We start from the raw sequence: 12,398 nt of genomic DNA, 5'->3' as shown, positions 1-12,398 counted from the left end.
ACAATCAGAACGACGCCATATTGTTCAGGAGCGCGCACCCATGCGCCCAGTTACCACTCTTCCTGCCGTCCGTGTTGCCAGCTCAAGCGCCCGGGATCCGATGGTGGCAGCGACAACTCTTGCCAGCGAGCTCAACCGGGATCATCTGGGTTGTGTACTGTTTTTCTGCTCAGCGGAATACGATCTGGGACGCCTGGGTATTGCGCTTGAGCACGTGTTTAGAGGCATCAGGGTCAGCGGCTGTACCTCGGCCGGTGAGATTACTCCGGACGGCTATGGCCGCGGCTGTATTACGGCCATCGGTTTCGATAGCCGGTTCTTTTCCATTGATTGTGCGTTGATCCGTGAACTTGACCAGTTCCGGCTGCAGGACGCCCAGACTGTGATTGACGACCTGCTGTCCACCTGTCGCGACGCCAACCTGGCGCCCATCAAGGGCAATACCTTTGCGATCACCCTGCTTGACGGGCTTTCCAGTCGTGAGGAGCTGGTGCTGACAACCCTGAATTCGGCGCTGGGTACCATTCCCCAGTTTGGTGGCTCCGCCGGTGATGATGAAAAGCTGGCGAACACCCATGTATACCACCAGGGACAGTTCCACACTGGTGCGGCCACGGTCATGCTGGTCAATACCACGCTGGATTTCCGCGTTTTCTCAACCCATCACATGGTGGCGGAAGACCAGAAGCTGGTGGTCACCAGGGCGGATCCCGAAAGCCGGACGGTTTACGAGCTGAACGCCGAACCCGCCGCTGACGCCTATGCTCGCGCCATGGGCGTTAGCGTCGAGGTTCTGAACCGCGAAGTGTTTGCGCTGAGACCGCTGGGTGTTCGCATCGGCGGGCATTATTTCGTGCGATCGGTGCAACGGGTCAATCCGGACCGCAGCATGACGTTTTACTGTGCGGTTGAAACCGGCATCGTGATGACCTCTATGACCCCTCAGTCTCTGCTGGCCAGCGTTCGCACCCAGATTGAGGCGTCGGAAAGAGTGGTGGGGCTGCCCCTTGTGACCATCGGTTGCGACTGTTTCCTGCGCAGACTGGAGGCGGAGTTGACCGGAGTTGCCGACGAAGTATCCGAATTTCTGCGCCACCATCGCGTCATTGGCTTCAACACCTACGGCGAGCAGTTCAATGGAATGCACATTAACCAGACGTTTACGGGGGTGGTGATTGGCCAACCTGATGCCGGTTCCGAACCTGAAGCAGACTGATCCACAGGACCCTCGGGATCAGCGAATTGCCGAGCTTGAGGCAGAGAATGAACGCCTCATGGCCATCCGTGATGCGCTGATTTTCCGTGTGGAATCGGGGTCGGCACACAAGCCGGAGCCCTACGCAGCGTTTGAACATTCGGTGATGCTGGCGGAGCAGGTCCGGGAGCGTACCGAAGCCCTCAACCATGCCATGGACGAATTGAAGGTCAGTAACAAGGCGCTCAATCGCGCCCGGGAAGATGCCGAAACCATCCGTCACCGATTGGTGGATGCCATCGAAAGCATTGCCGACGGGTTTGTCCTGTTTGATAACCAGCATCGCCTGATCCAGAGCAACAGCCGCTTCCGCAACTACTGGAATTACTGCGGGCTGGAAGTGCCCGCGGTGGGCACTTCGGTTGTTGAGGTTAAACGGCGGGTGCAGGAGTCGGGGTTGATTCGCGAAGAGCATACCAACGGCGATTCGGAGGGCGCGGTCTTCCTGCTGTCCAATGATCGCTGGGTACAGATGACGGAACGCACCACACGCGAAGGCGGCCTGGTGGTGCTCTATTCCGACGTTACTGATGTCAAGAACAGCGAAATGGCGCGCCGCATCAAGGCCCTGGAAGAGAGCGAACGGTGGATTCGAGTGGTCACCGACCATGTGCCAGCTCTGATCGCCTACGTCGGAGATGATCTGACCATCCGGTTCTGCAATAAAGTCTATGAGCACTGGTACAGTCGCAATGGTGAATCGCCGCTGGGCAAAAGGCTGGAGGAGGTCCATTCACCGCAACTCTATGCACGTCTGGTGCCCCGGATTCTGGAGGTCATGGCCGGCGACAATGTTACCTTCGAATTCGAGGAAATCGGCGAGTCGGGGGAAGTCCGGTATATGTTGCGGTCCTACGTGCCGAATTTTGACGGGCACGGCGACATTGTCGGCTTTTTTGTACTGATTCGGGATATTACCGATCGCCGCAAAACCGCACTGGCCCTTGAGCAGGCCTATGACAATCTGGAAAGACGCGTAAAAGAACGCACCGCAGAACTGACCGGCCTGAATGAACAGTTGCGTGACGAGATCAGCGAGCGGGCGGCCGTGGAGGCGCGGCTTCGGGACGCCAAGCTGGAGGCGGAGCGAGCCAACCTGTCAAAAACCAAATTCCTCGCTGCGGTAAGCCATGACCTGCTGCAGCCACTCAATGCAGCACGGCTGTTCACCAGTGCCCTGCTGGAGCAGTCCTTCGGCCCGAAAGCGGAAGGTCTGGTGCGATCTGTCAGTATCTCTCTTGATGATGTTGAGAACCTGCTTGGCACGCTGGTGGATATTTCCAAACTCGACGCTGGGGTAATCAAGCCGGACATTACCGCGTTTGACCTGCGCGACTTGCTGAACAACATCGCCCGTGAATTCCGTCAGATGGCCACTGCTGAAGGACTGGCGCTGGACTTTGTGCCGTCCTCTGTCGTGGTGAATTCAGACTCCCAGCTGCTGGCGCGAATCCTGCGTAATTTCCTCACCAACGCTATCCGCTATACCGGCCAGGGCCGAATCCTGCTTGGCTGTCGCCGGCAGTCAGACCATGCGCTGATTCAGGTATGGGACACTGGGCCCGGTATCCCCGAGGACAAGCTCTCGGAGATTTTTCAGGAGTTCAAACGCATACGCCCCACGGGGTCGCGGCCTGACAAGGGTCTGGGTCTGGGGCTCGCGATTGTCGACAAGATCTCACGCATGCTGGGACACGACGTGACGGTTCGGTCATGCGAGGGGAAGGGATCGGTGTTCAGTGTCCGTGTGCCCGTCGGTCAGTTGGGTCCCAAGCGGGCGGTAGAGGAGCAGCCATGTCCGGCCGGCATGACCCATGGCCTGAACGGTGCTCGAATCTGGGTTATCGATAATGATCACGGTATCTGTCAGGGCATGAAAACCCTGCTTGAAGGGTGGGATTGCAAAGTCGTGACCGCGGTGTCATCGCTTGATCTGGAGCGTCAGCTTGATCCAGCGAGCGCACCGGTGGATGTGATTCTGGCGGATTATCACCTGGATAATGACGAGAACGGCGTTGATGTGGTCGCAGACCTTAACGGCCGCCGCAAAAATCCCGCGCCGGTGATAATGATCACGGCCAATTACACTAATGAACTGAAACAGCACATACGCCGACTCGGGCATCTGTTGATGAACAAGCCGGTCAAACCCCTGAAGCTGCGCAGTGCCCTGAACCATCTCCTCGGCGACTGAGTGCCAGAGCGCGGCGGCGCTCTCTGAGGTCCTCCGGCCTGGCCTAGCGTTTAAGATACTGACTGAAATCCACGTCACTGGCAGAGAGAATGGCCTGAACCCGGTTGTGAACACCCAGCTTGCGCAGAATGGCCGACACGTGAGCCTTGACCGTGGTTTCGGCAATGTTGAGGTTGTACGCGATCTGCTTGTTGGCTTCACCCTTGGACATACGCTCCAGCACCAGTAATTGGCGTCGCGTCAGGGAGTTAAGCAGTTCCGGTGAAATCGGGTTATCTTCATGGCGGCTGCGGCGTTGGCTAGACATTTTACCGGTGCGAATGATGTCCGATGGCAGGTAGACGTTGCCGTTCAGTATCTGCTGAATCGCATCGGTCATCTGCTGGCGAGGAGAAGATTTGGTGATGAACCCGACGGCGCCATAGGTGATCGCCTGTAACACTACCTGCTTGTCTTCCTCGGCAGACACAATGACCACAGGAATGGTCGGCGCTTCGTTGCGCAGAGCGATCAGTCCGTTCAGGCCGTGCATGCCCGGCATGTTGAGATCCAGCAGAATCAGGTCAATGTCGTTAGTGGCGCGGGTGATGTCGAGGGCTTTGTCCAGATCATCAGTTTCAATGATTTCACTGCCCACAAAACCGGACGCGATTACACTGCTGATGGCTTCACGGAACAGAGGATGGTCGTCGGCGATGAGGATCTTGTAGGCCGGTTCCATGGACGGTTCTGCCTCTCTGTTGTCGTTACAGGGGACTGTGTCCGTTTCAGAATAGCGGGTTTTCGTGGCAAGCGTAGCATCAAGCTCATTCAGCATGTTGGTCTCCGACGCTGGAAGTCGGGAACAGTCGTGTCTCTCTTCCAGTCATTATTGTGATAATCCCATTACAGTCTATTTCAGTCTTCGGTTGAATGAGACCATCGCACCAAAAAACAGGCACTAAAGTACTATTCTTGCGGGCCCCGGAGCTTCGTATGGTGGGGTTATGAAACGCTTCCTCAGACCTGCTTCCCTCTCATTAATCACCCGTTGTCTGGTCTTCGTACTGGGCCTGCTCCCGTTGAATCTGCCAGCGGCCGAGAACGGGCAGGCAAAGCCGGAGATACCCGCGCTTAGCCTTAGCGTTCTGCAGTTCGGAACCGCCCACTGGGAACTGGCGCATCTGGTGTCTCATGGCCTGGACCGGGCCAACGGTTACCGGCTTGACCTGCGATTGGTGGCAAATCTACCGGCGTCCCGGCTGGCTGTCACCAGCGGCAGCGTGAACGGCGCGGTGGCCGATCTGCTCTGGGCCCAGTCCCGGTTCGCGGCTGGTGCGCCCTACCTGTATGTGCCTTTCTCGGCGCAGATCGGCGATATTGTCGTGGCTGATGACTCGGATATCGGGACTGTCGCTGATCTGGCTGGCCGCCGCGTCGGCGTCGCCGGAGGGCCCGACAGCAAGGGCTGGGTGTTACTCCGGCGAGTTGCTGAACAGCAGGGTTTGGACCTGGGCGTGCAAACCGACGTCCAGTTCGGCGCCCCGCCCCTGTTGAGTCAGGCTCTGAAGCGGGGCCAGGTGGACGTGATCGTCACCTACTGGCATTTTGCCGCCCGGCTGAAAGGCGAGGGCGGCTGGCGTTCCGCTTTCGCCATGGAGGACCTGCTGGCGGCCCTGGATCTCGGCCCTCAGTTGCCCGTGCTGGGGTATGTTTTTCCGGCGGACTGGGCGGCGGATCATCGGGCGCTGATCGACCGCTTTGCACTGTCATTGAAACAGACCAAACAGGCGCTGGCTGAAAATCCGGACAACTGGCAGCCGCTGCGCGAATTGATGAACGATCCCGCTGAGCCGGTATTTGACGAGTTACGGCGGGGATTTATTGCAGGTACGCCACCGCTCATGACCGACCAACGGCTGGCTGACCTGAAGCAGCTACTGATATTGACTGGTGCAGACGCCAACACACTGATGCCTGACCGCCTGTTCTATCGCGGACCCGGCCAAGGCAGCCAGCCGTGAACATGCCGGCAGGCGCGCGCCCTCCGGTCTGGAGCTACTGGATCGTCCTGCCGTCGTTCGTTCTGTTGTGGGCTATGGTGGCCCAGCTTCTCGAAACGGCCTTGCTGCCCTCGCCGCAGTCTGTTCTGAACCGGTTTTTGGAGGAGGCGAATTCGGGTCAACTCTGGCATCACCTCGGCGCCACGCTCGGTCGGGTAGTGGTGGCTTTCACACTGGCCATGTTGCTGGGCGCTGTCATCGGTCTGGCCATGGGCCGTTCCGCACTCATCAATGCGTTGTTCGATCCGTTGCTGCTCCTGCTTTTGAATCTGCCGGCGCTGGTGACCATCATCCTGATGTACGTATGGTTTGGTCTGGTCGAAGTGGCCGCCGTCATGGCGGTCGTCATCAACAAGGTACCCAACGTGGCGGTCACCGTTCGGGAAGGCGCCCGTAGCCTGGACTACCGTCTGGAACAGATGGCAACCGTATATTGCTTCACCGCCTGGCAGCGCTATCGGGATGTCTGGCTACCGCAGCTTTTTCCCTACCTAATGGCGGCTACCCGCGGCGGCCTGGCGCTGATCTGGAAAATCGTGCTGGTGGTGGAACTGCTCGGCCGCTCAAACGGCGTTGGTTTTCAACTGCACATGGCGTTTCAGGTCTTCGATGTTGCAGCGATTCTGGCCTACAGTCTGGCATTCATTGCCATGGTTCAGTTGATCGAGCTGGGCGTTCTCCAGCCCCTGGAACGCCGGTCCAGCCGCTGGCGCCAGCCGGAGCCTGCCCATGCTTGAGCTCAGTATCAAAGGCCGCAGTTTCGGCCAGCCCGTGCTTGGAGAAGTGTTCACCAGTGTCGAGCGGGGCGATCGAATCTGCCTTCTGGGCCCCTCGGGCGTTGGCAAAACCACCCTGTTAAATGCCATTGCCGGGCTGGATACTTCCATACCCGCTGATGCCGTGACTGGTCGTGATCAGGTGCGGGTGGGGTACCTGTTCCAGGAGCATCGATTGCTGCCCTGGCGTTCGCTGCTGGCCAATCTCAAACTCGTCGGTGCGACTGAACAGGACGCCACAAGGCTCCTGAGTGAAGTCGGGCTGACTGGATATGAAGCCTACCTCCCCGACCAACTCTCGCTTGGCATGGCCAGACGGGCAGCTCTGGCGCGATGTCTTGCGGTAAAGCCGGACCTGCTGTTACTGGACGAACCCTTCGCCTCTCTGGATCCCGTCATGGCGAAGGATCTCAAAATGCTGATTTCGGGTCTGATGGACAACTACCCTGACATGGCCATGATCTGCGTCACCCACGATAGCCAGGATGCGTCGACCCTGGCGAACCGCCTCTGGTACCTCGATGGCAAGCCGGCCACGCTGAAATGGGATGATGCCATTGGTGATTCATTTGTCGTCGATGGACTTCTTGCAAAGCTGAGGGAGCCCGAAGCTGCCGTGATCTGATGGCCAGCCGGCAGGTCAAGCTAGGCTGTCCCCAGAATCCTGGTGCGCTGGGGACGAAACCCGGTTGTTGCCAGCAGGGCGAGCACCACCGTCACCCCGGCGGTAATCCCGAACGCCATTGGATTCCATTCCAGATAAAGAGAGAAACGTATGGCTTCTACCGCATGCGTAAACGGATTGAACTGACATACCCAGTAAAGCCAGGGACTGGCCTCGTTCATCCGCCATAGCGGGTAAAGCGCCGACGACATGAAGAACATTGGGAAAATCACAAAATTCATAACGCCCGCAAAATTCTCCAGTTGCTTGATCCAGGTCGCAATCAGAAGCCCGAGGGCACCCAGCATCAGGCTGGTCAGAATCAGTGCCGGTAACACCGCCAGATAACCCCAGGCTGGCGGCTCTACATCCACCAGTAGCGCAAGCAGCAGGAAAACATACACCTGCCCGATGGACACCACACCCATCGCCAGCAGTTTGGTCACCAACAGAAAGGGCCGCGGTAAAGGGCTCATCAGTAGCACCCGCATGCTGCCCAGTTCCCGGTCATACACCATGGACAAGGCACCCTGCATACTGTTGAACAGAATGATCATCCCGCACAGCCCCGGCGCGATGTAGGTCTCATAGGTGATGTAGGTTTCGTAAGGCGGAATGATGGAAATCCCCAGCACCGCCCGGAAACCGGCGGCAAACACCACCAGCCACAAGAGTGGACGCACCAGCGCGCTGGCAAAACGGGTACGTTGCTGCCAGAACCGCAGCCATTCCCGGGTCTGTATGCCGATAAAGCAGTGCCAGTATTGGGTTGCATTCATCTCAGCCCGCTCCGGTCAGGGAATGGAAGGTCTCTGCCAGGTTCCGCGTGCCTTCGGTCCTGCAGATTGCGTGGCCCGCCCCGTCAGCCAGAAGCTGGCCCTGATGCAGAATCAGTACCCGATCGTCCTCCCGCACCTCTTCAATCAGATGGGTGGCCCAGAGCACTGTCAGGCCATCCTGCTGGCACAGCATTCGCACATGCTCGTTCAAAGCCCTGCGGCTGGCCACGTCCAGGCCCACTGTGGGCTCGTCCAAAAGCAGCAGCGAGGGCTGGTGCAGAAGGGCGCGGGCAATTTCCACTCGCCGACGGTGGCCGCCATTGAGTTGTCGAACCGGCTCATCGGCACGGTCCAGCAAGCTGAACCGCTCCAGTTCCCGGTCGCCGCGCTGGCGGGCCTCGTGCCTGGACAGACCGTGCAGTGCAGCGTGGTATTGCAGGTTCTGGCGTACCGTCAGGTCCAGATCCAGCGCGTTCTGCTGGAAAACCACCCCGATTCTGCGCATGGCGTCGGCAGGCTGTTTGTTCAGCGATTGCCCGCCCAGCAGAATGTCACCGGCCTGCAACGCCAGCAGACGGGTCAGCAACCCGAACAGCGTGGACTTGCCCGCGCCGTTGGGGCCGAGCAGGGCGTGGAACCGGCCCGGTGTCAGTGAGAAACTGACGTCCCGGAGTACCGTTTTATCGCCGTACTGAAAGCTGAGATTGCTGGCATCGATGGTCATATCGGGATCAGGACGACGGGTCGATGACCACGCCCCAGGGATAGCGGCCGACCTTGATGGATTTGATCACCTTCAGGTCCTCAACATCGATGACCGACACGTCTCCGGAGACGCCGTTGGTGGTGTAGAGGTATTTCTCGTCTTTATCCAGGTCCAACTGCCACACCCGGGCGCCGACCAGCAGGTAATCCAGCACCTCGTAGGTTCTGGCATCGACAACGGCGACGTGGTTGGAAGGCCCCAGAGCCACAAAAGCGTACTTACCATCAGAGGTGAGCTCGATACCCACTGGCTGCACGCGATCCTGGTTCACCCCCGGCACTTTGAAGGACATTTCGTGGATCTGTTCCAGACTGTCCACGTCAATGATGTGCACGGTGCCGCCGATTTCGGCCGAGGCCCAGGCGATTCTGCTGTCATTGGTGAACTCGACGTGGCGCGGGCGCTGGCCGACGACGATATTCTTTTCGATTTTGAAGGTCTCGGTGTTGATCCAGTGCAGCATGCTGGTGGTTTCACTGGTGTTCACAGCCCACTTGCCATTGGGGCTGACGGCCATGCCTTCGGGCTCGATGCCCACATCAATCTGGGCCAGTACATCCTTGTTGGTCACATCGACAACGGTGACGATGGCGTCGTCTTCATTGGCGATATACAGGTGTTTGTTGTTCGGATGCAGGGCGAACTGCTCCGGGTCCTCGCCGGAAGGTAAGGTGTCCACGATTTTACGGGTAGCCAGGTCCAGCACCTGCACGGTGTCGTCGTCGCTGGCACAGATATAAAGCCTGGTGTAATCCTTGGAGAGCAGGATGCCCCTGGGGCGCTTGCCCACCTCAATGGTTTCGACCACCTCATGGGTCTCGGTATCGATCACTGACAGGGTGTTGTCTTTTTCGTTCGACACATAGGCCAGACCAGCAAAAGCCGGCGCGGAGAGGCCGATCAGGCTGGCCATTAATGTGGTTTTGAGGAAAGGCTTCATGGTTGTGGTCCTTGTTATTTTAAGAGCTGCTGCAGGCGCAGTCAGCCGTTGATTCGACAGGCGCTCTCCGGCCGGTCGAACCCCAGGGTGTCAAGTGTGGTGTCCGGGTGCAGAAAACTTTCAAACGGGGCGCGCGCCACCAGACCGCGGGGATGCACCAGCGGTATTGGCTGACGCAACTGGCCGTTCCAGTCGCGATAGGTCAGCTTGCGACCCTTGAAAGCGGCGAGCTGAAAGCCATCGCTGAACAGGAAGTCGCGGATGGCTTTGGGGTCGACTTTGCCCAGTGCGGTCACGGCGGTGCCAATAGACCGGGTAGCCGCCCACGCAGCATAGTCCTCGCTGTTCATTTCCCGACTCGCCAGCTCCCGGAAGCGGTTCTGCAACTGAGCGGCGCCCCAGCTTTCCACCACCCGATGCCAGGCGACCGGTGACATGCCCTGGGTGCCCACGACAGGGCGGGGCAGCCAGGTGTTGAAGGGCACATACTCGCCAAAGTCGCCCCGCACGTCCGCTACCACCACGGCATCGTAGTCAGCCCCTTGTGTGAATAGCGGAAGCTCTTTCGAGGCGGTGCGGCGCAGGTCGGCATCAAAGGTCCAGAGTCTGTCCTGAACAATCTCCAGGCCAAAGCGCTTGCTGGCCCGGCGGAAGGCGCTGGCCCAGTGCTTGTCGGCGTCAGTGGGGCCGGTAATCAGAAAAACCTCCTCCCATTGCCTCTGTTTCAGCCATTGGCCCAGAGCATCGGTGAGCATGGCGTAGCTGGGAATGGTGTGCAGGAGGTTGGCGCTGCAGTGCTCGGTGCGCAGCGAATCGTCTTTTGCGCCGGCGTTGAAAATCAGGGTGTCCGGTTCTGCCAGTCGCGTAAGCGCCAGCAGTGTGGCTGCTGGTAGATTGGTCACAAACAGGCGGACGCCCTGGCTTTGCATCTCGGCAAAGCGTTGGGTCGCCGATTCCGCCGAATCAGCCAGGGCGGTTGCCAACTGGTAGTTCTGACCGAGAAATTTCCCGGTGGTCTGATTGTCTGCCAGGGCCAGCTCGGCGCCTCTCAGCCCTGCATCCTCTGGCTCGGGGATCACGTTTGACAGTATCGGCCCCGGATCAGGCACCCACTGTATGTAGGCCATCCTGACATCGACGGTTTGCGCCTGCGCTGGCGCAAACATAGCACCGGACACAAGCATCAGAGCCAGCGCTTTCAGACCGCGGATAACCATGCATGCCCCTTTAGTCAGAAGTTTCTGTTGTCACTCATCCGAGCATAGAGAAGCGGGGAGGTGCCGGAAATATTCTGAAAGTTGCAATCAGGCAGTACTTAGGGAGGAGATTTCAGCGGTTATCGTTGTTGAGTACTACCAAGGAACTAGGCCAAGGCCTCGAAAGTGGCATTCGGATCGGTTGGGGCTCTCCTTAGACTTGTGGACATTGACGGCAGATGGACGGACATCGATCCCTGCCCGCCACATTTTATCAGGTAGTCAAAGAGGTCGTTATCATGCCCCAGCACGTTTCATTGAAGCTGTTTGTTGCTTCCGGACTGATCGGTATTGCCGGTCTGGTATTCGCCCACGGCAACGTGACACCGCAGGAAGTGGACACCGGAAATCTGCCTGAACTGGGTACGGAGGTTCGCACCTCTAACCCGTTCCGCGAAGATAATGAGTTCGGAGAATTCAACGCCCAGGCGGTCAAGGTCGGTGAAAGCGGTTATGCCGGAAACTGTGCTGTTTGCCACGGCATCCGTGCCATGTCCGGCGGTTTGACGCCTGATCTGCGGGAACTGACCGAATGGGATGACGAATACTTCGTCAATCGCGTTCTCAATGGCACCGGCCGGGGAATGCCGTCATTCAGGGAGAACCTGGACCAGAATGCCATCTGGGCCATCAAGACCTATGTGGAGTCGGTTCCCAAGCCTGAATAACAAGGGCCTGTGACCAATCAACGTTCAGAATCGGGCCGGCTTTTCGCTGGCCCTTTGTCGTTCCGGGGGAAAGGCTATGAAACCTCTTTTTCTGAGTCTGCTGCTATTGATGTGTTGGCCCTGGGCGGGCGCCCAGGAGATGAATGACGGCGAACCATTATTGAACCGTCCGGCGGATCGGACCTACGACATTATCCTCGAGTCCGGTTATATCAAAGTGGGTGTTTACAGGGATTTCCCTCCTTACTCCTATGAGCGGAATGGCGAGCCGGCAGGCATAGATGTGGACATCGGACGCCGTATTGCCGAAGAGATGGGGGTTGAGTTCAAGGTGCACTGGATAACCCCGGACGAGACCCTGGGCGACGATCTGCGGAATAACGTCTGGAAAGGCCATTACCTGGCCAAGCAGCGGCTGGCCGATCTGATGCTGCGTGTGCCTTACGATAAAGAATACGCCTACATGCAGGACTCCACCGGCGAATACATCAATGAGCAGGTAGTGATGTTCGGCCCCTATCAACAGGAAACCTGGCAGATCGCCTATGACCCGCAGCAGCTGGATTCGGTGCAGACAATTGCGGTGTTTCAGTACAACCCTGTTGGCGTGGAAATTGACACCCTGCCGGATTTCTACATGAGCTCCGGGCTTCAGGGGCGCATGCGTGATCAGGTTCGGCACTACCCGAACCTGAGAGAAGCTTTCAGTGGCATGCGAGCCGGCGATGTTAGCGCGGTCATGGGAATGCGCGCGGAAATCGACCACGAACTGGCACAGGTTGAAAATGAAAGGTTCGTGAAAGCGGCTAACGGCTTCCCGGGTATTGGCAAACAGGCCTGGGATGTGGGGATGGCGATCAAACACACCCATCGACAGCTGGGCTACGCGGTGGAGGCCATCATTGGCGAGATCGTGACATCCGGGCAGATGAATGAGCTGTTTTCCCGGAACGGCCTCAGTTACAGCGTGCCCCAGTACTACCGGGAATTCCTGGATGAAGAGTCTATTGCCCGGGCTGAGGGTTCGCAGGGTCAAGGTAGTAATACCAAGTGATTAG

12 protein-coding genes are annotated in these 12,398 nt (G+C 58.4%); 7 read left to right on the top strand and 5 right to left on the bottom strand.

Features of this window, described 5'->3' with window-relative positions; genetic code table 11:
- The first annotated feature begins 40 nt into the window (after positions 1-40).
- Both nosP and E5Q11_RS10090 read left to right on the top strand, forming a co-directional pair.
- Positions 41-1,216 carry a nitric oxide-sensing protein NosP gene (gene nosP, locus E5Q11_RS10095; protein ID WP_135803255.1) on the top strand — a complete coding sequence of 392 codons (1,176 nt, stop codon included), beginning with the start codon at positions 41-43 and terminating at the stop codon, positions 1,214-1,216.
- On the top strand, positions 1,176-3,449 hold the full coding sequence (locus tag E5Q11_RS10090; RefSeq protein WP_404802750.1) for a hybrid sensor histidine kinase/response regulator: 2,274 nt from the start codon (positions 1,176-1,178) through the stop codon (positions 3,447-3,449). Before nosP ends, E5Q11_RS10090 begins: the two co-directional genes overlap by 41 nt.
- Positions 3,450-3,492: 43 nt before the next feature.
- Here the strand turns inward: E5Q11_RS10090 and E5Q11_RS10085 are convergent, their stop codons facing one another.
- Positions 3,493-4,170 (bottom strand): response regulator transcription factor, encoded by a 678-nt coding sequence (locus E5Q11_RS10085; RefSeq protein ID WP_191964441.1) that lies wholly within the window; start codon positions 4,168-4,170, stop codon positions 3,493-3,495.
- A 265-nt stretch (positions 4,171-4,435) separates the two neighbouring features.
- Between E5Q11_RS10085 and E5Q11_RS10080 the strand changes: the two genes are divergently transcribed.
- The 3 genes from E5Q11_RS10080 to E5Q11_RS10070 are packed head-to-tail and all read left to right on the top strand — an operon-like array spanning position 4,436 to position 6,892.
- The gene (locus E5Q11_RS10080; protein ID WP_135803253.1) at positions 4,436-5,452 is read left to right on the top strand and encodes an ABC transporter substrate-binding protein; all 1,017 of its coding nucleotides are present in this window, start codon (positions 4,436-4,438) and stop codon (positions 5,450-5,452) included.
- A gap of 2 nt (positions 5,453-5,454) precedes the next feature.
- Complete coding sequence (locus tag E5Q11_RS10075; RefSeq protein ID WP_135803402.1) at positions 5,455-6,228, top strand: ABC transporter permease; 774 nt, start codon at positions 5,455-5,457, stop codon at positions 6,226-6,228.
- The gene (locus E5Q11_RS10070) at positions 6,221-6,892 is read left to right on the top strand and encodes an ATP-binding cassette domain-containing protein (protein ID WP_135803252.1); all 672 of its coding nucleotides are present in this window, start codon (positions 6,221-6,223) and stop codon (positions 6,890-6,892) included. Before E5Q11_RS10075 ends, E5Q11_RS10070 begins: the two co-directional genes overlap by 8 nt.
- 20 nt (positions 6,893-6,912) lie before the next feature.
- Here the strand turns inward: E5Q11_RS10070 and E5Q11_RS10065 are convergent, their stop codons facing one another.
- The 4 genes from E5Q11_RS10065 to E5Q11_RS10050 all read right to left on the bottom strand — a co-directional run bounded on the left by E5Q11_RS10065 (position 6,913) and on the right by E5Q11_RS10050 (position 10,600).
- The gene (locus E5Q11_RS10065) at positions 6,913-7,710 is read right to left on the bottom strand and encodes an ABC transporter permease (RefSeq protein ID WP_135803251.1); all 798 of its coding nucleotides are present in this window, start codon (positions 7,708-7,710) and stop codon (positions 6,913-6,915) included.
- A 1-nt stretch (position 7,711) separates the two neighbouring features.
- Entirely contained in the window at positions 7,712-8,434 is a 723-nt protein-coding gene (locus E5Q11_RS10060) for an ABC transporter ATP-binding protein (protein WP_135803250.1), read from the bottom strand.
- 7 nt (positions 8,435-8,441) lie between these two features.
- The gene (locus E5Q11_RS10055) at positions 8,442-9,389 is read right to left on the bottom strand and encodes a YVTN family beta-propeller repeat protein (protein WP_228260637.1); all 948 of its coding nucleotides are present in this window, start codon (positions 9,387-9,389) and stop codon (positions 8,442-8,444) included.
- Positions 9,390-9,457: 68 nt separating this feature from the next.
- Positions 9,458-10,600 carry an ABC transporter substrate-binding protein gene (locus tag E5Q11_RS10050; RefSeq protein ID WP_225314928.1) on the bottom strand — a complete coding sequence of 381 codons (1,143 nt, stop codon included), beginning with the start codon at positions 10,598-10,600 and terminating at the stop codon, positions 9,458-9,460.
- 311 nt (positions 10,601-10,911) lie between these two features.
- On the opposite strand from E5Q11_RS10050, the gene pedF reads away from it, so the two are divergent.
- Positions 10,912-11,340 (top strand): cytochrome c-550 PedF, encoded by a 429-nt coding sequence (gene pedF, locus E5Q11_RS10045; RefSeq protein WP_135803247.1) that lies wholly within the window; start codon positions 10,912-10,914, stop codon positions 11,338-11,340.
- Positions 11,341-11,416: 76 nt separating this feature from the next.
- Complete coding sequence (locus tag E5Q11_RS10040; protein WP_135803246.1) at positions 11,417-12,394, top strand: substrate-binding periplasmic protein; 978 nt, start codon at positions 11,417-11,419, stop codon at positions 12,392-12,394.
- Positions 12,395-12,398: the final 4 nt, after the last annotated feature.

It is taken from the genome of Marinobacter confluentis (assembly GCF_004785685.1).
GTDB lineage: Bacteria > Pseudomonadota > Gammaproteobacteria > Pseudomonadales > Oleiphilaceae > Marinobacter > Marinobacter confluentis.
The sequence above is the reverse complement of the archived record's forward strand: the minus strand, read 5'-3'. Positions and strand labels throughout refer to the sequence as shown.

Excerpts from the sequence above, each read along its gene's own strand:
- nosP (WP_135803255.1), top strand. The coding sequence starts at position 41 with ATGCGCCCAGTTACCACTCTTCCTGCCGTCCGTGTTGCCAGCTCAAGC.
- E5Q11_RS10085 (WP_191964441.1), bottom strand. The coding sequence starts at position 4,170 with ATGGAACCGGCCTACAAGATCCTCATCGCCGACGACCATCCTCTGTTC.
- E5Q11_RS10080 (WP_135803253.1), top strand. The coding sequence starts at position 4,436 with ATGAAACGCTTCCTCAGACCTGCTTCCCTCTCATTAATCACCCGTTGT.
- E5Q11_RS10075 (WP_135803402.1), top strand. The coding sequence starts at position 5,455 with ATGCCGGCAGGCGCGCGCCCTCCGGTCTGGAGCTACTGGATCGTCCTG.
- E5Q11_RS10070 (WP_135803252.1), top strand. The coding sequence starts at position 6,221 with ATGCTTGAGCTCAGTATCAAAGGCCGCAGTTTCGGCCAGCCCGTGCTT.
- E5Q11_RS10065 (WP_135803251.1), bottom strand. The coding sequence starts at position 7,710 with ATGAATGCAACCCAATACTGGCACTGCTTTATCGGCATACAGACCCGG.
- E5Q11_RS10060 (WP_135803250.1), bottom strand. The coding sequence starts at position 8,434 with ATGACCATCGATGCCAGCAATCTCAGCTTTCAGTACGGCGATAAAACG.
- E5Q11_RS10055 (WP_228260637.1), bottom strand. The coding sequence starts at position 9,389 with ATGGCCAGCCTGATCGGCCTCTCCGCGCCGGCTTTTGCTGGTCTGGCC.
- E5Q11_RS10050 (WP_225314928.1), bottom strand. The coding sequence starts at position 10,600 with ATGCTTGTGTCCGGTGCTATGTTTGCGCCAGCGCAGGCGCAAACCGTC.
- pedF (WP_135803247.1), top strand. The coding sequence starts at position 10,912 with ATGCCCCAGCACGTTTCATTGAAGCTGTTTGTTGCTTCCGGACTGATC.
- E5Q11_RS10040 (WP_135803246.1), top strand. The coding sequence starts at position 11,417 with ATGAAACCTCTTTTTCTGAGTCTGCTGCTATTGATGTGTTGGCCCTGG.